25 protein-coding genes are annotated in these 21,938 nt (G+C 33.7%); all 25 read left to right on the top strand.

Annotation, left to right across the window (positions count from 1 at the left end):
- Nucleotides 1-3: 3 nt before the first annotated feature.
- The 25 genes from C3E88_RS05880 (at nucleotide 4) to C3E88_RS05760 (ending at nucleotide 21,935) form a co-directional block, all read left to right on the top strand.
- Nucleotides 4-282: an EscU/YscU/HrcU family type III secretion system export apparatus switch protein gene (locus C3E88_RS05880; RefSeq protein WP_236909237.1), complete on the top strand. Its 279-nt coding sequence runs from the start codon at nucleotides 4-6 to the stop codon at nucleotides 280-282.
- A 1-nt stretch (nucleotide 283) separates the two neighbouring features.
- Complete coding sequence (locus tag C3E88_RS05875) at nucleotides 284-637, top strand: YraN family protein (protein WP_236909236.1); 354 nt, start codon at nucleotides 284-286, stop codon at nucleotides 635-637.
- A gap of 75 nt (nucleotides 638-712) precedes the next feature.
- Complete coding sequence (locus C3E88_RS05870; RefSeq protein WP_236909235.1) at nucleotides 713-2,239, top strand: YifB family Mg chelatase-like AAA ATPase; 1,527 nt, start codon at nucleotides 713-715, stop codon at nucleotides 2,237-2,239.
- 6 nt (nucleotides 2,240-2,245) lie between these two features.
- The gene (gene dprA / locus C3E88_RS05865; protein WP_236909234.1) at nucleotides 2,246-3,343 is read left to right on the top strand and encodes a DNA-processing protein DprA; all 1,098 of its coding nucleotides are present in this window, start codon (nucleotides 2,246-2,248) and stop codon (nucleotides 3,341-3,343) included.
- Between the two features lie 26 nt (nucleotides 3,344-3,369).
- Entirely contained in the window at nucleotides 3,370-5,454 is a 2,085-nt protein-coding gene (topA, locus tag C3E88_RS05860; RefSeq protein WP_236909233.1) for a type I DNA topoisomerase, read from the top strand.
- 106 nt (nucleotides 5,455-5,560) lie between these two features.
- Entirely contained in the window at nucleotides 5,561-6,091 is a 531-nt protein-coding gene (gene hslV / locus C3E88_RS05855) for an ATP-dependent protease subunit HslV (RefSeq protein ID WP_236909249.1), read from the top strand.
- 12 nt (nucleotides 6,092-6,103) lie between these two features.
- Complete coding sequence (gene hslU / locus C3E88_RS05850) at nucleotides 6,104-7,489, top strand: ATP-dependent protease ATPase subunit HslU (RefSeq protein WP_236909232.1); 1,386 nt, start codon at nucleotides 6,104-6,106, stop codon at nucleotides 7,487-7,489.
- 16 nt (nucleotides 7,490-7,505) lie between these two features.
- Nucleotides 7,506-8,285, top strand: coding sequence for a GTP-sensing pleiotropic transcriptional regulator CodY (codY, locus tag C3E88_RS05845; protein WP_236909231.1), 780 nt, complete (start codon nucleotides 7,506-7,508; stop codon nucleotides 8,283-8,285).
- Between the two features lie 241 nt (nucleotides 8,286-8,526).
- The gene (gene flgB, locus C3E88_RS05840; RefSeq protein WP_236909230.1) at nucleotides 8,527-8,934 is read left to right on the top strand and encodes a flagellar basal body rod protein FlgB; all 408 of its coding nucleotides are present in this window, start codon (nucleotides 8,527-8,529) and stop codon (nucleotides 8,932-8,934) included.
- Between the two features lie 2 nt (nucleotides 8,935-8,936).
- On the top strand, nucleotides 8,937-9,374 hold the full coding sequence (gene flgC / locus C3E88_RS05835) for a flagellar basal body rod protein FlgC (RefSeq protein WP_236909229.1): 438 nt from the start codon (nucleotides 8,937-8,939) through the stop codon (nucleotides 9,372-9,374).
- Nucleotides 9,375-9,378: 4 nt separating this feature from the next.
- Nucleotides 9,379-9,678 (top strand): flagellar hook-basal body complex protein FliE, encoded by a 300-nt coding sequence (fliE, locus tag C3E88_RS05830; RefSeq protein ID WP_236909228.1) that lies wholly within the window; start codon nucleotides 9,379-9,381, stop codon nucleotides 9,676-9,678.
- 31 nt (nucleotides 9,679-9,709) lie between these two features.
- A complete protein-coding gene (fliF, locus tag C3E88_RS05825) occupies nucleotides 9,710-11,233 on the top strand; it encodes a flagellar basal-body MS-ring/collar protein FliF (protein ID WP_236909227.1) in 1,524 nt (507 codons plus the stop codon).
- A 12-nt stretch (nucleotides 11,234-11,245) separates the two neighbouring features.
- Nucleotides 11,246-12,250, top strand: a complete 1,005-nt coding sequence (gene fliG / locus C3E88_RS05820) for a flagellar motor switch protein FliG (protein WP_236909226.1) — start codon at nucleotides 11,246-11,248, stop codon at nucleotides 12,248-12,250.
- A complete protein-coding gene (locus C3E88_RS05815) occupies nucleotides 12,243-13,004 on the top strand; it encodes a FliH/SctL family protein (RefSeq protein ID WP_236909225.1) in 762 nt (253 codons plus the stop codon). Before fliG ends, C3E88_RS05815 begins: the two co-directional genes overlap by 8 nt.
- 5 nt (nucleotides 13,005-13,009) lie before the next feature.
- The gene (gene fliI, locus C3E88_RS05810) at nucleotides 13,010-14,341 is read left to right on the top strand and encodes a flagellar protein export ATPase FliI (RefSeq protein WP_236909224.1); all 1,332 of its coding nucleotides are present in this window, start codon (nucleotides 13,010-13,012) and stop codon (nucleotides 14,339-14,341) included.
- A gap of 16 nt (nucleotides 14,342-14,357) precedes the next feature.
- On the top strand, nucleotides 14,358-14,801 hold the full coding sequence (gene fliJ / locus C3E88_RS05805; RefSeq protein WP_236909223.1) for a flagellar export protein FliJ: 444 nt from the start codon (nucleotides 14,358-14,360) through the stop codon (nucleotides 14,799-14,801).
- An 11-nt stretch (nucleotides 14,802-14,812) separates the two neighbouring features.
- The gene (locus C3E88_RS05800; RefSeq protein WP_236909222.1) at nucleotides 14,813-16,066 is read left to right on the top strand and encodes a hypothetical protein; all 1,254 of its coding nucleotides are present in this window, start codon (nucleotides 14,813-14,815) and stop codon (nucleotides 16,064-16,066) included.
- 31 nt (nucleotides 16,067-16,097) lie between these two features.
- Nucleotides 16,098-17,441 (top strand): flagellar hook-length control protein FliK, encoded by a 1,344-nt coding sequence (locus tag C3E88_RS05795; protein ID WP_236909221.1) that lies wholly within the window; start codon nucleotides 16,098-16,100, stop codon nucleotides 17,439-17,441.
- A 12-nt stretch (nucleotides 17,442-17,453) separates the two neighbouring features.
- Nucleotides 17,454-17,858 (top strand): flagellar hook assembly protein FlgD, encoded by a 405-nt coding sequence (locus C3E88_RS05790; RefSeq protein ID WP_236909220.1) that lies wholly within the window; start codon nucleotides 17,454-17,456, stop codon nucleotides 17,856-17,858.
- Nucleotides 17,859-17,873: 15 nt separating this feature from the next.
- Nucleotides 17,874-18,254 (top strand): TIGR02530 family flagellar biosynthesis protein, encoded by a 381-nt coding sequence (locus tag C3E88_RS05785; RefSeq protein ID WP_236909219.1) that lies wholly within the window; start codon nucleotides 17,874-17,876, stop codon nucleotides 18,252-18,254.
- 76 nt (nucleotides 18,255-18,330) lie between these two features.
- Nucleotides 18,331-19,722 carry a flagellar hook protein FlgE gene (locus C3E88_RS05780; protein WP_236909218.1) on the top strand — a complete coding sequence of 464 codons (1,392 nt, stop codon included), beginning with the start codon at nucleotides 18,331-18,333 and terminating at the stop codon, nucleotides 19,720-19,722.
- Nucleotides 19,723-19,770: 48 nt separating this feature from the next.
- On the top strand, nucleotides 19,771-19,983 hold the full coding sequence (locus C3E88_RS05775) for a flagellar FlbD family protein (RefSeq protein WP_236909217.1): 213 nt from the start codon (nucleotides 19,771-19,773) through the stop codon (nucleotides 19,981-19,983).
- Between the two features lie 3 nt (nucleotides 19,984-19,986).
- A complete protein-coding gene (locus tag C3E88_RS05770) occupies nucleotides 19,987-20,772 on the top strand; it encodes a flagellar motor protein (protein ID WP_236909216.1) in 786 nt (261 codons plus the stop codon).
- A complete protein-coding gene (locus C3E88_RS05765; RefSeq protein WP_236909215.1) occupies nucleotides 20,772-21,488 on the top strand; it encodes an OmpA family protein in 717 nt (238 codons plus the stop codon). The genes C3E88_RS05770 and C3E88_RS05765 overlap by 1 nt, the downstream gene beginning before the upstream one ends.
- Nucleotides 21,489-21,509: 21 nt before the next feature.
- A complete protein-coding gene (locus C3E88_RS05760; protein ID WP_236909214.1) occupies nucleotides 21,510-21,935 on the top strand; it encodes a flagellar basal body-associated FliL family protein in 426 nt (141 codons plus the stop codon).
- The last annotated feature ends 3 nt before the right edge of the window (nucleotides 21,936-21,938 follow it).

Genomic DNA, 21,938 nt, shown 5'->3' with positions numbered 1-21,938 from the left:
AGAATGAAATACAATAAGGATACCCTTAAAAAAAAGGCTGTAGCTTTAGCATATAAAGAAGAGTACAATGTTCCAAAAGTGATTGCAAAGGGGCAAGGGGACATTGCGGAGAAAATTGTCAAAACGGGGCAAGAGGCAGGAATTAGGATATATGAGGATGAAAAGCTAATAGAGGATTTAATAAATTTAGATCTGTACGAAGAGATACCACCAGAATTATATGAAGCTATATCTGAAATAATCTTATTTGTATATTCTTTAGATAAAGATAAAGGAGAATAAAATGACTAATAATATACACAAGGGTTTTCAAGGAGAGAATATAGCCATAAAATATCTTATCTCTAATGGTTATAATATATTAGATAGAAACTATAGAACTAATATAGGAGAAATAGACATAATAGCAATTAAATCAAATATTTTGACTTTTATTGAAGTGAAAACTAGGACCAGTGTTGATTATGGCTATCCTTATGAAGCAGTTAATTTTAGAAAGCAGGATAAAATCATAAAAACTTCGTTTGTATACATCAAACAAAAAAATCTATTTGACTATCAAGTAAGATACGATATAATAGAAGTGTTTTTGAGTAAAAAAAGCAAAATAAACCATATAGAGAATGCTTTTTGTTGATAACAGTTGAAATATCCATTGTTTTCACTATTACCCAGGGAATAAATATATATTTCTCATGAAAGGGGCCTAATTATGTATTCTAAGGTTAATACCTGTGTACTACAGGGGTTAAATGGATATATTATAGAAGTAGAAACGGATTTATCTAGAGGACTTCCCGTATTCAATATTGTAGGCCTAGCAGATACTTCAATTAAAGAATCAAAGGAAAGGGTTCGAACTGCAATAAAAAACAGTGGGTTTGAATTTCCTTTGAGTAGAATTACGGTCAACTTAGCTCCAGCCAACCTAAAAAAGGAAGGCTCTCAGCTAGACCTATCTATTGCAGTAGGGCTTCTTATGGCTATGGGCGTAATTGACAAATTAGACTGTAGTGATATAGCATTTATAGGAGAATTAGCCCTAGATGGTAGATTAAATTCCATAGAAGGGGCGCTACCTATGGTTATTTCCATGCGAGAATCTAATATTAGAAGATGTATAGTACCCTATGATAATAAAGATGAATCTGCTGTTGTTGAGGATGTGGAAGTCATACCTGCTAAAAATTTAAAACAAGTAGTAAATTTTTTAAACGGACTAGAGCATATAGAACCCTATAAGATAGATAATTTATGTTTAGATGAAGAATCTGAATTTAATATAGATTTTAGCGATATAAAAGGACAAGAAGGTTTGAAACGAGCTTTAGAAGTGGCTGCTGCTGGGGCTCATAATATGCTCATCTTAGGGCCACCAGGAGCTGGGAAGACTATGGCAGCTAGAAGGTTACCCACTATATTGCCTAAATTAACTTTTGATGAAGCTATTGAAGTGACTAAAATATATAGTGTTTCTGGACTTCTAAAGGCTAATGCATTAGTAAAGAACCGTCCCTTCAGGGCTCCCCATCATACTGCATCAGCAACTTCTTTAATTGGTGGTGGAAGGATTCCTAAACCTGGGGAAGTATCATTGGCGCACAATGGGGTTTTGTTTTTAGATGAGTTACCAGAGTTTAAAAAGGATGTTATTGAGGTGCTAAGACAACCTATGGAAGATGGAGTCGTAACAATATCTAGGGTAAATGCTACTCTAACCTATCCGTCTAAATTCATGATGATAGCTAGCATGAATCCATGTCCGTGTGGTTATTATGGCGATCCCTTCCATGAATGTAGCTGCACTCAAAGTAGTATAGACAGATATTTATCTAAAATTAGCAATCCATTATTGGACAGGATAGATATTCATATTGAGGTTTTACCAGTAAATTATAAGGATTTAAAAGAAGACAGAAAGCTAGAGACTTCACAGGAGATAAGGGCTAGGGTTAATAAGGCTAGAAAGATTCAAATAAATAGATTTAAAGACCATAATATATATAGTAATTCTCAGTTAGGACCAAAAGATATAAAAAAATATTGTAAATTGACCAATGAGGCTGAATTTATTATGAAGGAAGCTTTTAAGAGATATAGGTTTAGTGCTAGAACTTATAATAAGATTCTAAAAGTAGGAAGAACAATTGCTGATTTAGACGAAGAAACCATGATTAGAGAAAAACATATATTGGAAGCCATTAGGTATAGAAGCTTAGATAATAAGTATTGGGGGTAATATGGTGTGAAGGGGATTTCCAATAGGGAGATTTTAATATGGTTAAGTAGCTTGGGAATTGGAAATAGAAATATAGATAATTTAATGATGCAGTTCACCCAATTGACAGATATCTGGAAAGCATCTACTGATCAATTGTACGACCTTAAAGGCATTAAACCTAAGATTATAGAGAAAATAATACATTATCGTAGCGAAGATTATATAAAGAAAATATTTCATGCAATTGAGGATCAAAATATAAGTATAACTACTGTATTAGACGAAGATTATCCAAAAAAACTCCATTATATTTATGATAATCCAAAGGTTTTGTATAGAAGGGGAGAACTGAATGAAAAAGATGAACTCTCAATAGCTGTTGTAGGGTCAAGGAAAGCTACTAACTATGGAAAGTGGGCTACTGAAAAATTTGTAAGAGAATTAGTTAAATTAAACATAACCATTGTTAGTGGTTTAGCTTTAGGTATCGACGCTATAGCTCATAAGGTAGCTTTAGAGGAAAATGGGAGAACAATAGGAGTTTTGGGAAATGGTTTAGATGTCATCTATCCTAAGAGAAATGAAAAACTGTATGGAGATATACCAAAAAATGGTGCCGTAATTACTGAATATTTTATGGGTGTACCACCGCTAGCATATAATTTTCCCCAACGAAATAGAATGATTAGTGGCTTATCTTTAGGTGTTATAGTTATTGAAGCTAAAGAAAAGAGCGGATCTTTAATAACGGCACATCACGCTTTAGAACAAGGCAAAGAAGTTTTTGCTTTACCTGGCAACATAAATAGTATTTTTAGCCGAGGTACAAATAAATTGATTAAAGATGGTGCTAAGCTGGTAATGGATATAGATGATATAATTGAGGAGATCTACGAGTTACAAGAAAAAATAAAGTTGAATAAAGACAATGCATTAGATCTATCTGGGCTAAGTCCTTTGGAGATACAGATAGTTGAATTAATAAAAGAGGGACCTATCCATAGTGATAGTATAGCAATAAGTACTGGGCTAGATATTTCTACTGTAAATAGTGTACTTACCATATTGGAACTAAAAGGGATGATTAAGGAAATGACGGGTAGAATATTTACCTTGTCATAGTCGATTGTTATTTGGAGGTGTAAACATTGCAAAAAAATTTAGTAATAGTTGAGTCACCTGCAAAGGCAAAAACTATTGGAAAGTTTTTAGGTAAAAACTATAAAGTTAAGGCTTCTGTAGGACATGTGAGAGATCTGCCTAAAAGCAGTTTAGGCATTGATATAGATAATAATTATGAGCCTAAATATATTACAATTAGAGGCAAAGGACCAGTGGTAAAAGAATTAAAAGATGAAGCGAAAAAAGCTGATAAAATCTTTTTAGCCACTGACCCAGATAGGGAGGGGGAGGCTATATCATGGCATTTAGCCCATATATTAGGTATCAATGAGGATGAACTTGTGAGGATTGAATTTAATGAGATTACAAAGGATGCTATATTCAATGCCATAGATAAACCAAGAACCATAGATAAGAATCTTGTAGATGCACAACAGGCGAGGAGGATATTGGATAGATTAGTAGGATACAAAATAAGCCCATTACTTTGGCGTAAAATAAAAAGGGGTCTAAGTGCTGGTAGAGTCCAATCGGTAACTGTTAAGCTTATATGTGATAGGGAGAAGGAAATTGAAGCTTTTGTTCCTCAAGAATATTGGAGTATTAAAGCTTTATTGGAAAAGGACAACATACCTTTTGAGGCAAATTTTTATGGAATATTGGAAAATGGGAAAGATAAAAAGGTTGAGATTTTTAGTAAGGAAGAGGTAGATGAGATTATAAGCTCTATGGATAAAGATAGTTTTATAGTAGATGAGGTAAAAAAGGGAACTAAAAGAAGAAATCCTTATGCACCTTTTACTACTAGTACATTACAGCAGGAAGGATCAAAAAAATTAGGCTTTTCTACTAGAAAAACCATGATGATTGCACAACAGCTTTATGAAGGAATTGATATTAAAGGAGAAGGTACTGTGGGGCTTATTACTTATATTAGAACTGACTCCACTAGGGTATCGGATGAAGCTGCAAATCTCGCAAAAACCTTTATTACCGATAACTATGGTAAAGCATATAGCAGCGGGGGAAAGACATATAGCAACAAGAGTAAAAAAGAAACTCAAGATGCTCACGAAGGTATTAGACCTTCTTCGATATTGAGAAAACCTGAAGATATTAAAAAATCTTTAACTCCAGATCAATTTAAGTTGTATGATTTAATATGGAAAAGATTTGTAAGCTCTCAGATGAGTCCTGCTAAGTTTGATACTATTTCTGTTAAGATTATTTCTAATGGGAATATATTCAGAGCTTCCGGATCTAAGATGAGCTTTGATGGATTTTTAAAGGTATATAGCAATCAAGAAGATAAAGATAAGGACTTAGAAATACCTATTTTGGAGGAAGGAGAAAAGTTAAAGGTAAATAAAATCGAACCTAATCAACATTTCACTCAACCACCTTCTAGATATACTGAAGCTTCTTTAATTAAAACCTTAGAGGATTTGGGTATTGGTAGGCCAAGTACTTATGCACCGACTATATCTACAATATTAAATAGAGAGTATGTAAATTTAAATAATAGGTCTTTTGCACCTACAGAGTTAGGGATTTTAGTTAATGATTTGCTAGGAGAGTATTTTGAAGATATAGTAAACGAAGAATTTACTGCAGAATTAGAAGAAAAGTTGGATAGAATAGCAGAAGGTGATTATGAATGGCAGTTAGTAGTAGATGATTTTTATAAAGATTTCGAGGTAGTGTTGAGAAAAGCTGAGGAGGAAATAGACAAGATAGAAATTGAAGATGAAGTAACTGATGAAATCTGTGAAAAATGTGGCAGGAATATGGTTGTTAAGTATGGCAGATATGGAAAGTTCTTGGCTTGTCCTGGATACCCTGAGTGTAAAAACACCAAAGCCATAGTAGATGAACTGAATGTGCCTTGTCCTCTTTGTGGTGGAAATATAATTAGAAGAAGATCCAGGAAAGGAAGGATCTTCTATGGATGCAGTAATTTTCCAGATTGCAATTTTATTTCTTGGGATGAACCAATTGAGGAAAAATGCCCTCAGTGTAATGGAGTTTTGGTAAAGAAGAAGACTAAAAAGGGAACGAAAATTAGATGTATGGATAAGGAATGTGGTTATAGTAGGATCGAAAAAGAATAAAAAATTACTGTACATTTTGACTGATGTATAGTAATGTATAATATATATGATAGAATATTCAGAATACATTATCTTTGACGAATTTATTGGAATTGAGGTGTTGACAGTGTTAAAAGGTACCACTATCGTAGCGGTTAAAAAGGAAGGGAAAGTCGCTATAGCAGGGGATGGGCAGATTACCTTTGGGGATTCGACAATAATGAAAAATACTGCGAAAAAGGTTAGAAAAATATATGATGATAATGTTGTTGTAGGATTTGCTGGTTCGGTGGCTGATGCTCTAACTTTAGCAGAAATTCTAGAGGAAAAGTTGGAACAATATGGTGGGAACCTTAGAAGGTCTGCTGTGGAACTAGCTAAAGAGTGGAGAAGGGATAAGGTTCTAAGACGGCTAGAAGCTATGTTGATTGCAGCAGATAAGGAAAATTTACTTCTCATATCAGGAAACGGGGAAGTAATTGAACCGGAAGATGGAATCATAGCTATAGGCTCTGGGGGTAACTATGCCTATGCTTCTGGGAAAGCCCTCCTAAGACACTCAGAATTAACTGCAGAGGAAATAGCCCAGGAGTCCATCCTAATAGCTTCATCTATCTGTATATATACAAATAACTGTATTACCATTGAAGTAATTTAGGGGGGTTGTTATATGGTTGAACTTACACCAAAACAAATAGTAGAAGAATTAGATAAATATATTATAGGTCAGAACCCAGCCAAAAAGGCTGTTTCCATCGCCCTTAGAAATAGATATAGAAGGAACCTACTATCTGAAGAGTTTAAAGAAGAAGTCAAACCTAAAAATATTCTTATGATAGGACCAACGGGAGTAGGAAAAACTGAAATAGCAAGACGATTATCTAAACTAGTAGAAGCCCCTTTTATAAAAGTGGAGGCTACAAAGTTTACAGAGGTTGGATATGTTGGAAGAGATGTAGATTCAATGATTAGAGATCTGGTAGAAGAATCCATTAGAATGGTTAAGGTTGAAAAAATAGAAGAAGTTTATGAAAAAAGTGAGAAGATAGCAAATGAAAGGATTCTGGATATATTATTTCCATTGCCTTCAAAAAAAAGAGGTTCTAATCCTCTAGAAGCTTTGTTTAGTACTGAAAAAGAAGAGGACGAAAAGACTATAACTGAGAAAGAACTGATTATGAATAAACGTAAAGAAGTAAGGGAAAAATTGTTAAAGGGAGAATTAGAAAATGAAGTAATAGAAATAGATGTAGAAGATAATCATAATTCTACTATAGAGCTATTTAGTGGTTTGGGAATGGAAGAATATAATATTAATATGGAAGATATATTTGGGGATTTTTTACCAAAGAAAACTAAAAAAAAGAGAGTAACAATAGAAGAGGCTAGAAAGATAATTTGCAATCAAGAAGCACAAAAACTAATTGATATGGATGAAGCTATAAATATAGGTATAGCTAAAGCAGAAGAAACGGGAATTATATTCATAGATGAAATAGATAAGATTGCAGGCAAAGACTATGCTGGTGGACCAGATGTCTCCAGGGAAGGAGTTCAGAGAGACATACTTCCAATTATTGAAGGAACCACAGTTATGACTAAGTATGGACCTGTAAAAACGGATCACATATTATTTATTGCAGCTGGAGCTTTTCATGTTTCAAAGGTTGGTGATTTGATACCTGAAATTCAAGGTAGATTTCCAATTAGGGTTGAGCTAGAGAATTTAACTGAAGAAAACTTTGTAGAAATTTTGACCAAACCTAAGAATGCAATAATAAAACAGTACCAGTTGTTGTTAGGAACTGAGGGTATAGACCTAGAATTTACTGAAGAAGCCATCAAAGCTATTGCGAAAGTTGCATATATAGCAAATGAGCAGTCTGAGAACATAGGAGCAAGAAGACTGCAGACAGTTTTGGAGAAACTTTTGGAGGATATTTCTTTTGAAGCATCTGACCTAGATGCTGACAAAATAGTGGTAGATGAGACTTACGTAAATGAAAAATTGATGGAACATATACACCAAAAGGATATATCAAAATATATATTATAAAAGGAGGATACAATTGATGGAAAGTTTATTACAAAAAACAAGAAGATTAAATAAGACATTACAGAGTTCAGGTTCAAAGCCTGTATCGTTTCAAGAGCTAAGCATGATACTTAGTGAAATACTAGATGCCAATGTATATATTGCTAGCAAAAAAGGCAGGGTATTAGGATATGAGTTATCTACTGGGTTTGATTGTGATATAATTCAGTCAGAGATTGTGAATGAAAAGAGATTTCCTAAAAAATACAATGATGAATTGTTAAAAGTTAGTGAAACAAAAGAAAATGTAGAAGAAATCACTGAATGTGTATTCGATCAAATTTCAGAATGTGATTATCCAGATAAGATTGCGACTATAATACCCATAAATAGTGGTGGTGTTAGATTAGGAACTTTAGTATTAGCACGATTTGGTAGAGAATTTACCGAAGATGATTTGGTATTAGCCGAATATAGTGCTACAATTGTAGGAATGGAAATATTAAGGTCTAAGAGTGAGGAGATGGAGGAAGAAGCTAGAAAGAAAGCTGTAGTCCAGATGGCAATAGGGACTCTATCTTATTCTGAGCTAGAAGCTATGGAGCATATATTTGAAGAACTAGACGGAGATGAAGGACTATTAGTAGCAAGTAAGGTTGCCGATAGGGTTGGAATTACAAGATCTGTAATTGTCAATGCCTTGCGTAAGTTTGAATCTGCAGGGGTGATCGAATCTCGGTCTTTAGGTATGAAAGGTACGCATATTAAAATATTGAATGACAAACTATTAGAAGAATTGGAAAAGGTAAAAGAATAGCTATTAAGGAGAAAATAGTGGGATGTCCCACTATTTTTTTATATCCATAGGTCTTAAGATGGATTTGCCATTTTTCAGCAAAATCCTACTACAAATAAAGAGGATTTTCTGGTATTATGTAGAATATAAAGTTATATAAGCTTTTTTACTATAGAAAAAGGCTTTCAAATAGGAAATACTGACGATTTACGTTGAATTTTACTAGGTATTGTACTATTATTTAATGTAAAGAGGTGATAATGTGTTAAAGCAATTTTATAATAATGTAAACATTATGAATAAGGCCCTAGATGCTGTATGGCTTAGAAACAAAGCCATAAATCATAATATATCAAATGCCAATACTCCTAATTATAAAAGGTTAACGGTAAACTTTGAAGGTAAATTAAAAGAAGCAATAGATGGACAGGAGAGCAAGTTAACTAGAACCCATGGTAAACACCTACCTGTATCAAGAAAAATAAATGATATAGAACCAACAATAGATGTAGACAAAAAAACTTCCTATAGATTTGATAAAAACAATGTAAATATAGATACGGAGTCGGCAAATTTAGCAAAGAATACTATTATGTACAATGCTCTTATTAATCAAACAATAGATGAGTTTGATAAAATTAAAAATGTTATTAACGAAGGGAGTAAGTAATAATGAGTATGTTTGATTCTATCAACATAAGTGCCTCTGCACTAACTGCAGAGAAAACTAGAATCGATATTATCAGCAAAAATATGGCTAATGTAAATACTACCAGGGGAACTGGGGGATTGCCCTACAGGAGACAGATGGTAGTATTTGAAGAGGATAAGAAACCTTTTTCAGCTTATCTTGAAAAGTATAGCAACAAATTTAACGGTGAGGGGGTAAAGATCAGAGAAGTAGTAGAAGATGATACCCCCTTTAGATTAGTCTATGAACCAGGCCATCCTGATGCTGATGAGAATGGATATGTGATGTTGCCTAATGTAGATATGGTAAAGGAAATGGTAGATATGATAGATGCCCAAAGGGCCTATGAAGCCAATATTACAGCTATGAATGCAAGTAAATCAATGCTGATGAAAGCTTTAGAAATAGGTAGGAGGTAATTAGATGCAAGTTAGAACAATTTCTTCAAATAAGTTAACTATACCTTGGGAAGATGAAAAACAAAATCCCAAACCAGAAGAAACTAAAGAATTTAGCGCATTGTTAGGGGATGCACTAAATAAAGTAAACCAGTTACAAATGGAAAAGGATGAATATAAGGAGTTGCTCGTTACTGGAGGAATAGACAATCTACACGATGTGACTATTGCAGGGGAAAAGGCAAATATTGCTTTGCAATTGACCTTAAGCATAAGAAACAAGGTCGTAGAAGCCTATAGAGAAATAATGAGAATGCAGATATAGAAAATATTGCTGCAAGAAATGAGGTGTTAAGGTGGGGGAAACAATACAGCAAATGAGGAATCAATTAAATGAATATTGGCAGGGATTAGATAAGAGCAAGAGAAATAAAATACTTATTATTTCTGTAATTATTCTTCTTTCAATAATCATACTTTCAATTATACTTACTAGGCCTAAATATGAAGTGCTTTACGAAGACCTATCTCTAAAGGATATGGCTCAAATTACCAAAAAGCTTGACGAACTGGGAATTAAATGGAAAACCCCTAGTAAAGACGATACTACTACAATATTGGTTCCAGCAGATATGAAAAACAAAATTAAAATAGAGTTGGCTTCCTATGGACTTCCAAAAGAAGGTTACAGTTTTATGGATGCCTTTAATGACAGTAGCTGGACTATGACAGATTATGACAAAAAAGAGAGGATGAAATACGCTCTTCAAAGTGAACTATCTTCAACCATATCGGATATTGATGGAATTGAAAATGCTACTGTGTACATAGATGTTAAAGAAGGTACTGGGTTTGTATTAGAAGAGAACAAAATGGAAACGACTGCATCGGTATTTATAGAAAAAGCCGATAATAGACCTTTAAAAGGTGAAACAGTTATTGCAATAAAAAATTTAGTAGCAGGATCTATAAACATGGATCCGGAAAATGTTCAAATTGTAGACAGTGAAGGTAGATTACTAACCGATGAACAGGATGAAACGGACTTTTTAATGACGGATCAATTTACTATTAAAAACAACTTGGAACTTCGTATAAATGATAGTTTGAGGGAGTTTTTAGAAAATGTATTTGGTCGTGGCAATGTGGACATTAGATCTAGTGTGAAGATAAACTTTGACAGTGAAAAAACTACTATTGTTGAATTTGCTCCTCCTGTTGAGGGAAATGAAGAAGGGTTAATTAGGAGCATGGAACAGATAGAAGAACACATGGTAGGCAATGCAGCAGGAGGCGTACCTGGAGCAGATTCAAATGTTGACGAAGAAGATTATCAGATGCTAGAGGATGGGAACGAAAGATATGACAAGATAAGCAATACTATAAATTATGAACTAGATGAAATAAATAAAGAGATTAGGAAAGCACCGGGCCAAGTAGAGGATATTACAGTGGCAGTGCTTATCAATAGAAATGCTATAATTGATGGTGAATTTACATCAGGCTTAGAAGAAGAAATTGCTGATTTAATCTATGCTGCAACGGGTCTAGATACAAAACAAGTAGAAGTAAAGGCTCAAAACTTCAGAAGAGATGATCTAGATGCAGCAGAGGACAAAAGAGAGATTAATTGGCTAGCATTTATATTAGCAGCAATTGCAGCATTTTCTATAGCAACGTTTGTTGTGTATAGAAGGAAAAAAGAGAAAGATATTGATGAACTTGAACCAGAGTTAGACGATGTAACTCTAATAGAGACTGAAGTAAAAGATCTTGAATTTGAAACAGAAGAATCGAAAATGAAAACACAGATTGAAAAACTTGTAGATAATAAACCAGATGCAGTTGCACAACTACTAAGAACTTGGCTAAATGAATAGGGGCGATTTAATATGGCGAAAAGACAATTTGATGGGAAAGAAAAGGCTGCTATACTGTTAATTTCTTTAGGTCCGGAGAAGTCAGCAGAAATCTTCAAACACTTAAGTGAAGAGGAGATCGAAGAGCTTACATTGCAAATCGCAAATACTCGTATGGTATCATCAGAGGAAAAAAAAGAGGTTATTGAAGAATTTTATCAAATTGCATTAGCTCAAGAGTATATTTCCGAAGGAGGAATAAACTATGCAAAGGAAATATTGGAAAGGGCTGTAGGTCCTGACAAAGCTGTTGATATTATTAATAGACTTACTTCATCTTTACATGTAAGACCTTTTGAATTTATTAGAAAGGCAGACCCAAACCAACTATTAAATTATATACAAAATGAACATCCTCAAACCATAGCATTAATACTCTCTTATCTTAATCCTGGACAAGCAGCTCAGATTTTAGCTAGTTTGCCACCAGAAAAACAGGGAGAGGTTACAAGGCGAATTGCCATAATGGATAGGACATCTCCAGAAGTTGTAAAGGAAATTGAAAAGGTATTAGAGACCAAATTTTCTGGTATGCTATCTCAAGATTTCACTACCACTGGAGGGGTACAATCAGTCGTTGATATACTAAATTCTGTAGATAGAGGAACGGAGAAATTTATTATGGAAGAACTAGATATAAGAGATGCAGAGCTGAGTGAAGAAATTAGAAGAAGGATGTTTGTATTTGAGGATATTGTATCTTTAGATAATAGAAGTATTCAAAGAATTACTAGAGAAATCGACAATTCCCAATGGGCTATTGCATTAAAGGGTGCTAGCGAAGAGGTGAAAGAAGTCGTATTTGCAAATATGAGTAAAAGACTTGTAGAAATGATAAAAGAAGACATAGAATTTATGGGACCTGTTCGGATTAGGGATATTGAAGAGGCACAGCAAAACATAGTAAATATAATTAGAAAACTTGAAGAAGATGGAGAGATAATCACTCCTAGAGGAGGAGATGAAATCATTGTCTAATATCATTAAATCTACAAGAGTCATAGAGAGAAGTGTAATATCTAGGGATAAAAAGGATGCTGAAACAGCAATAGATGAATCTCTATTAGAAGAGGCTAGAGAAAAATACGAAGAAATAATTACAAATGCAAATAAAAAATCAAACCACATAATTAATTCTGCATATGAAAAATCTGAAGAAGTATTAAATGATTCTTATGAAAGAGCCCAGGAGCTATTTAAGGATGCTGAAGTTAATGGATATGATAAAGGCCATAAAGTTGGCTACAAGGAAGGATATGAGCAGGGATACGAAAAAGGGTATGGAGAAGGGAAAAAGGATTCAGAGGATCTAATATCTGAGGCACTGGATATTAAAAAATATTATATAGAGAAAAGAAATAGATTGTTAAGAGATTTAGAAGGGGATTTAATTCAACTTGTCATATCAGTATATGAGAAGGTGCTATATGAAAAAGTTGAAGAAGATGAAGAACTGATAGTATCTCTAATATTAAATGGAATAGACAATCTAGAAATATCACAAAAGCTTACCATAATAGTGTCACAGGAGGACAAGGATATGGTAGAGAAGTCGAAAGATATTATATTAGCTAAGGCAAGTTTAGTCGACGAAATTGATATACGTGTAAATAGCGATATGATTAAAGGTGATTGTATATTAGAGACTTCAAAGGGGAACGTGGATGTAAGTATCCATAATCAGCTGGAGGAAATTAAGGATTTATTACTAACAATATTAAGTAATGAGTGATATATATGGAACAGACATTAGATATAAAAAAATACATAAGGGAAGTTAATAGAAGAAGATTTATTAAATATACTGGAAAGATCACAAAAGTCACTGGTTTAACTATAGAATCAGATGGACCTATAGCTACAATTGGTGAACTATGTTATATATATCCTCACAACAGTTTAGAACCAGTATTGGCAGAAGTAGTAGGTTTTAAGGATGATAAAATATTACTTATGCCTTTAGGGGATATGGAAGGAATTGCATCGGGTAGCTCAGTGGTTGCCAGTGGAAAAACTCTAAGGGTTAATGTAGGCGAAGCACTTATCGGCAGAGTTATAGACGGGCTAGGCAATCCTATTGATGGCAAGGGACCTATTAAGACGGAAAAGACTTATGCTGTATCTAACTCTCCCCCTAACCCATTGGAGCGTAAAGTAATATCAGAACCCTTATCTTTTGGAATTAAGGCTGTTGATGGATTACTAACCTGTGGCAAAGGCCAAAGAATTGGTATATTTGCAGGAAGTGGAGTTGGAAAAAGTACCCTTATGGGTATGGTTTCTAGAAATAGTTCTGCTGACATCAACGTAATAGGTTTAATAGGAGAGAGAGGAAGGGAAGTTAGGGAATTCCTGGAGAAGGATTTAAAGGAGGAAGGATTAAAAAAATCTGTTGTGGTAGTAGTTACTTCAGATCAACCAGCTCTTATACGGGTAAAGGGAGCTTTAGTAACTACTGCTATTGCTGAATACTTTAGGGATAGTGGCAGGGATGTAATGCTTTTAATGGATTCCCTTACTAGATTTGCAATGGCTCAAAGAGAAATTGGGCTAGCTATAGGTGAACCTCCTGTAACTAGAGGGTTTACTCCTTCGGTATTTGCAATAATGCCTAAGTTACTAGAAAGGGCTGGCACTTCTTCTAAAGGTACTATAACAGGTTTATATACGGTATTAGTAGACGGGGATGATCTAAATGAGCCAGTAACGGATACCGTTAGGGGAATTATAGATGGACATATTATACTATCTAGAAAGTTGGCAAATCAAAATCATTATCCGGCTATAGATGTTTTAGCGAGTGTGAGTAGGGTTATGCCAAATATCATAGACAAAGAACATTTGAGAATGGCAAATGCTATAAAAGATGTAATGGCAACATATAGGGAGTCGGAGGATTTAATAAATATTGGTGCCTATAAAATGGGTTCAAATAAAAAAATAGATACAGCTATAGAATTAAAAGAAAGTATTGATGGATTTCTGACCCAGGAGGTTTTAAAAAGTTATCCGTTTGAAGAAACCATTTCTATGATGAATGAAATATATAGTCAAATAAATAATACTTAGGTAGGAGGAATGGCAGATGGTGAATTTTAACTTTAGGCTAGAGAGGGTTCTTAACTACAAAAAAACCGTGGAAGATTATAAGAAAAGTCAATATGGTATGGTGCAACAAAGATTACACAATGAAGAAAATAAATTAGATGAGTTCAATCAGTATAAAAACAATATAAAAGATGAAAAAAACGTGACAGCCGTCAAGACAAAGGTTGGAAATTTAGCTATGTACAACAATTATATCAATGATCTGAGCAAAATGATAAGAGCACAGGAGAAAGTTGTAACGAAAACTCGAGATGATGCTAATGAAGCAAAAGAAGAGCTGATAGCGGCTGCTAAGGAAAAGAAAATATTTGAAAAGTTGAAAGAACACGAATATGAAGAACATCTATATCAGCTGAAAAGAGATGAGGAGAAACAGACAGATACGATTACAAGCTACAGGTCTAGTACCCAACAACAGTAGGGGGAGTAAAAATGGAAAAAGTGGACAATGTGGAGAATATAGACAATGCAAAAAAGGAGAAAAAGCCTAAGTTAAAATCGATATTTATTATTGTGCTGGTTGTCATACCTTTATTAATATTAACTTTCAGGTATTTCAATAATAAATCCTTTAAGAACAAGGTAAATAATCTATTAGGCAAGCTACCAGGCGCTGTAGGAGAGCATTTTACTTTATCGTCCAATGATGTAGATGGAGAATATAAAAAAAATTATTTAGCTAACTACTTTTCATCTCTTGATAATGAAGCAGCTGCTGACAAACTATATATAATCAAGAAGGAAGATGAAAAACTTTATGCGGAAATAATTAGGATCATGAATTCAAACTCTTCATCAAAGACTGGAGAAATAATCACGCTAGTCAGAAATAGAGAGCAAAGAAAGAATCTACTATCCTCAATTTATGATGAAATCAAGATGGAAGAAGAAAGTATGTTTTTTGATGAAATAAATAGATTGGAAAATCAAGATTTGCTGATTACAATAAATGAAATAACTAATAGGATAGAGGAAGATAAGGAATTTAAAGATAATTTGACTGAAATATTTAGTTTAATGAATGAGGATAAGGTAGCGGATATACTGTATTATCTAGATGAACCAAAAAAAGATGAGATCCTATACTCTTTAAGTGGTAACAAAAAAGCTAATGTTGAAAGCAAATTACTTGATAAAAGGACTCAGTACATAAAGTTAGGGGATTTAGCAAGATTGTATGAAGTAAAACCTGCAGAAACGGCTGTTGAAGAGATAGGTAGTACTGAAAATTATAAAATAGATGAGTTAGGTACTATCTATAGAAATTTATCCGTTCTAAAATCAGCTGAAATACTTTCAAAAGTTGATGATGATGATTTTATCCAGGAATTATTCAATGCCATAAGGAAACAAGAAGAATTAATTGGCAGTGAGGAATCTATTGCTGCAGAAATCAGTAAATCAATACAGTTTATGACTGAGTACAATAAAAAAGTTGATGATCTGGTTTTGGTATATGAAAAGATGAGTCCAAACAAAGTGGCAAAAATTGTAGAAAGAATGATGGAAAATGACAATACTGTAACACAGTTAGAAATATTTGCTGAACCAGTTTATGAAATATCTGATGCTACTATTGTAGTAGATGTTTTATCTAGGATGGGAAAGAAGACTTTATCTAATGTTATGAATTATGTAAGTACTGATAAAGCCTCTACACTAACTCAGATGTTAGTTAGACCATAGATTAAAGATTTTTTTGCGAGGAGGTGAAAACATGTTAGATACAAGTTTTATACTAGAAAACGTGAAGTTGTCTTCAAACAATTCACATTCCAATACTACACTTCTAGTGGATGATAAGAGCAAGGATTTTTCAAAAATACTTGAAAAACAAAAACATGTGCAGAACAAAGTGGAACATAGTTATGGACATAATAAAAATCCAATAGATAAAGTAGAGACACATAAAAAAACTGAGAAGGATTCTATAGATAATAAACTACCCACGGAAAAAGAGGATGAAATAGAAGAAAGTATAATAGATGATCTGTTGGTATTGATAAATTCCCTTTACCAGATATTAGATGAATTGAGCTTTGATTTAGAAAATACAGAAGATATGTCACAACTTCAGCTAGATCTAGAATCAATCATTTCTAGACTTGGACATGCAATAGATGAAAATTTAGATCCAGAATATATTATAGAGGAACTATTAGAAGACGTTGAAGACTTGTTTTTGAAGAAGGACATTCATCTGAACCAAGATACTATGGATGCAGATAATAAAATAATAGCTAAAGAAATGGAACAAATTCTTACGGAATTAAACAAACTTAAAACAAACATTAAACCAACAGGAGTAAGGCATAAATCTACAATTGAAAAAAGCTATGGCGGAATAGAAAATTTAGATGGCTTGAGAAATCAACAGGAACTTGCAAATATTCAAAATGAAGAAGTAGGTGTAGAGGTAGAACCAGATAAAAACATTGAAAATAAAGAAGAAATGTTTGAGGAGAAAAATCTAAACTTAAGGGAAGTAATAGCTGATGATGTGCAAGAATTACCCCAAGAACAGTCAACAGAGGTGCTAGAGACTAATAATCCTATACTGGAAATGGTAGATAGGTCAACATCTATGGAAAATTTAGAAGTAAGAGAACAGGATTTAAAGGAAATTTCTCAAAAAGACTTATTTAAACAGATAGTAGATAAGGTAAAATTAATCCAAGATGATTTTAAGCAGGAAATAAGAATTAAGTTGAAACCAGAAATCCTGGGAGAATTAATGCTGAGGATGGAAATGGAAAAGGGTGATGTTGTAGCAAAGATAATGGTAGACAACTATAGGACTAAGGAGATATTAGAAACAAATCTTTATCAACTTAAGGAAGATATGCGGGAGAACGGTTTAGAAATTAAAACCTTTGAAGTATTTGTGGGAACAAATGAAGACTTTGAAAGGGAAGGTAGACAAGAATTTTATTTAAACAGAAAAAATAATAAATTTAAGATTAATAACAAAGAAATTGATGGAGTGGAAACCTATGTAAACAATACTACGGAGAAGCTGGTTGGACTTTATGAAGGAGGACGATTAAATTTACTAGCCTAAGGAGGTGGAAGGATGAAAATTGATAATACAGAGTATAAAGAGTATATCCATTATTTTGATGATAAAAAGGACGAAAAACCATTAGAGACTAGAAAAAACGACTTAGATAAAGATGCTTTTTTAAGGTTATTGACTACTCAATTAGCTAATCAAGACCCATTAAACCCGATGGAGGATAGGGAATTTATTGCACAATTAGCTCAGTTTACTTCCTTAGAGCAAATACAAAACCTAAATAAAAATGTGGAGAATTTAGGAGAAGAGTTGTTGGACTCCATTGACGGTTTAAATTTAAACCAAATTCAAGCCAATGTTCAAATACTTAAGGAGATAACTAATATTAGAAAGGCTATGGAAAGCTACTTTGATATGGAACCTATACCTGAAGGACCTGGAGAAGGGGAAAATATTGAATAGACAGGGATGATTAATATGAATGATATTCATATAAAGCAATTAGAAAACCGATTGATTAATTCATCTCCTATCAATAATTCTTATAAGAAGTTAGAGCAGAAGAACTTTGAAGAGATACTTGGTAGAGCTCAAAGGAAAAATGATGAAATTAAGTTTTCCAAACATGCTATCACTAGAATGAATACAAGGGATATAGCATTAAGCAACGAGGAGATGGATAGGTTAAAATATGGCTTTAATAAGGCAGAAGAAAAAGGCGTGAAGGATGCTCTCATACTAATGGGAGACAAAGCCTTTATCGCAAGTATTAAAAACAAGACTATAATAACAACAGTAAATAAAGAACAGTTAAGAAACAACGTATTTACTAATATTGACGGGGCAGTCATTGTATAGCCGGACCTGATAGGAGGTTATATATATCTGATTGAAAGAGGATATATAGCTGCCCAACTAATGGGAGGTAATAAGTATGATGAGATCAATGTATGCAGGTGTATCGGGTTTGAGGGTGCACCAAAATAAGATGGATGTCATAGGAAATAATATAGCCAATGTGAACACCATAGGCTATAAGAAAAACACTATGACCTTTCAAGAGGTGTTTAGTCAAGTAATTAGAGGAGCTAGTGCTCCCCAAGGGGGTAGAGGAGGTACCAATCCTCAGCAAATAGGATTGGGTGTAAATATTGGTTCCATCAATACTATCCATACCAAAGGGCCAGCCCAAAGGACGGACAACCCAGAAGATTTGATGATAGATGGAGAAGGATTCTTCGTGGTATCTGACGATACTAATTTTGAAAATAGATACTACACTAGGGCGGGGAACTTTACTTTAGATAGAGATGGAAACTTAGTTACAGCTGATGGATATAAGGTGTTAGGGTACTTAGCTAATGAAGAGGGAAATATAACATCGGAGGTTGGAGGAATTCGAGTTAATAAGTCAGAAACTAAGGCACCTACGGCAACTGAGAAGATATATTTCGAAGGGAATCTAGATTCTAGAAATGAGGAAGGAGATTCAGGTGCATATAAGGCAGATACGGTCATTAAGGATAGTCTGGGAAATTCTTATATAATAACTTTTAAGTTTGTTAAAAGACAAAGCGAGGGAGAAGGAGAAGAAAAAGTACACAATTGGACTATGAGCTTGGACAGAATAACGGAACAATCAACAGGAAATTATGTGGAAGTTCCAGCGGGTGTATTAGAAGGGGATTCATTAGGGCTAACCTTTGATGCTAATGGAAAATTGATCGAAATTGGGGACAAACCTGTAAAGGGTGACAATGTAGAAGATTTTACAGTGAAATTAACTAATTTAAATGGTATTAAATTCGATAGAAACAAAGCTGGAGACAAAATTGGTGAAATAGAACCATCAGGAAATTTTAAGGATATAACCATATTTGATTCTAATAACAGTGATAGCTATAGGCTACTTACTCAGCATGCTAATGATATGGATGCAAAACCCCACGCTAAGGATGGAAATTCATCAGGTAAATTAGAAGGATATTCTATCGACGCTACAGGTACTGTATTAGGCGTATTTACAAATGGTGAAAGGAAAGCCTTAGGCCAGATTATATTAGCTAAATTTGACAACTCAATGGGACTTCAAAAAATAGGGAACAACTTCTTCGTAGATACCAGAAACTCAGGCGAACCCCAATTTGGAAAGGCTGCTAGTAGCGGCTATGGGCCAATTGCAGCTGGTACATTAGAGATGTCTAATGTAGATCTATCTATGGAATTTACAGAGATGATTACTACTCAAAGGGGTTTTCAGGCCAATTCTAGGATCATCACAACATCCGATGAGATGTTACAAGAACTAGTTAACATGAAAAGATAATTTATTTAGGTAGGGTAGATCTACCCTACCTAAAAAAGGTGGGATACTATGATTAAGGTAAAAAGATTAAATGGAAAAGAATTTGTAGTGAATAGTGATTTAATACTGTATGTCGAGGAAACCCCTGATACGGTTATAACATTAACTACTGGACAAAAAGTAGTAGTTGTAGAAACTGTAGATGAAATAATAGATAAAGTTATTAATTTTAAATCTAGATCTATTGAATGTAAAAGAAGAGTTGAAGAGAAAGAGGTGTAGCAATTGGATATATCAACGGTTGTTGGTCTCTTTTTGGGACTTGTGTTTATCATAGGGGGTATTGTTACATCAGGGGAGCTAGGTTCATATTTTCACTTACCCTCTTTAATTATTGTATTAGGTGGAACTATAGCTTCAACTTTAGCTAGTTTTCCCATAAAAAATTTTCTTAATACTTCTAAGGTTATTAAGAAAGCCTTCGTATACAAGGAGACTTCTCCCGATGAAGTAATTGAAGAAATAATTAGCTTGGCCAATGTAGCGAGAAAAGAAGGCCTTCTCTCTTTGGAAGAATATGCAGAGAATTTAGAGGATGAATTTTTAAAAAAGGGAATTATGTTGATAGTTGACGGTACAGATCCTGAACTAGTAAGAAACATATTGGAAACAGAGCTAGTGTTTTTAGAGGAAAGACATATGGAAGGTCAAAGTATATTTGAAACTATGGGTACATATGCTCCTGCATTTGGTATGATTGGTACATTAATAGGGCTTATAAATATGTTGAAATATTTAGATGACCCTAGTGCTATAGGACCAAATATGTCTGTTGCATTGGTAACTACTTTTTATGGCTCCATGTTAGCTAATGTAATCTTCTTACCCTTAGCTAAAAAGCTAAAAGTAAGAAGTAAATCAGAAATATTGGTTAAGGAGTTAATGGTAGAAGGCTTGTTATCAATACAGGCAGGTGAAAATCCAAGGATAATAGAAGAGAAACTTAAAACTTTCATACCTCCTGAAATGAGAAGGGATTATAGAAAGCAGATGGAGAGAGAGGGAGTATAATGAAAAAAAGAAGAAAGACGGAAGAAAGCAACACTGATAGTTGGCTGACAACCTATAGCGACCTGGTAACTCTTCTATTATGTTTTTTTGTACTTTTATTTTCTTTTTCGAATATTGATGCACAAAAATTTAGAACTATAATGAGTAGTTTTCAAGGCGGTACGGGAGTACTAGAAGGAGGAACAACCTTAGAACTTGGTGAAAATGCTGAGTCGTCAGAGGATCTATTAGAAGAAGATTTAGAAAAACTAAAAGGTATTTTAGAAGAATATGCTGATAGCGTTGGGCTTGGAGCAGAGATTCTTCTTTCTGTAGAAGAAAGGGGTCTTATAGTTCGCTTTATGGACAATGTATTGTTTGATTCAGGAAAAGCTGAATTGAAGCCAGAATCTATAGAAATATTAGAAACCGTAGCAGAAATATTAAATAGGGATGAGTTCCGAGATAGATTGATTAAGGTAGAAGGTCACACGGACACAGATCCAATATTATATTCTAAAAAATATCCAACTAATTGGGAGTTGTCCTCTACTAGGGCTACCAATGTATTAAGGTATCTTGTGGAGGAAGAAAACATAGACGGTAGTAGAATCTCCTCTTCGGGTTATAGCTATTACAGACCAATAGCTCCCAATGATACAAGGGAGAACAAAGCTAAAAATAGAAGGGTGGATATTGTTATATTAAGATCTTCCTTTGAAGAAATAGAACCTTAGCAGGTGAAATGGAGTGATAATATGAATAATAGAAATACAATACTGGTAGTTCTTTTAATAATAGTTGTTATTTTGGCAGTTGTAGGAATTGGATTAGGTGTTGTATTTTATCGAAATAATAATGCCAACGTTTCTAATAGAAAACATACTGAAACTTTTAATTTGACCTTACAAGACATGTATTGCAATATTAAAGATAGTAAAAAAATAGTCAAGGTTAAAACAACTATAGAAACAAACAACAAAAAAACTTTAGAATTCCTAGAGGAGAAACAATTTTTAATAAGGGATGATATAAATAAGATCATCAGAAGTAAAACAGAAGAAGAACTCCAAGGGGAAGAAGGACAAGTGAAGTTACAGAAAGAAATTAATGAAAGTTTGATAAAATTGTTTAACGATGAGACCATAACTAATGTATATTTTGATGATTTGATTATACAGTAAGGA

The organism is Clostridium sp. Cult3, from assembly GCF_021655115.1.
GTDB lineage: Bacteria > Bacillota > Clostridia > Tissierellales > Tepidimicrobiaceae > PPXY01.
The sequence above is the reverse complement of the archived record's forward strand: the minus strand, read 5'-3'. Positions and strand labels throughout refer to the sequence as shown.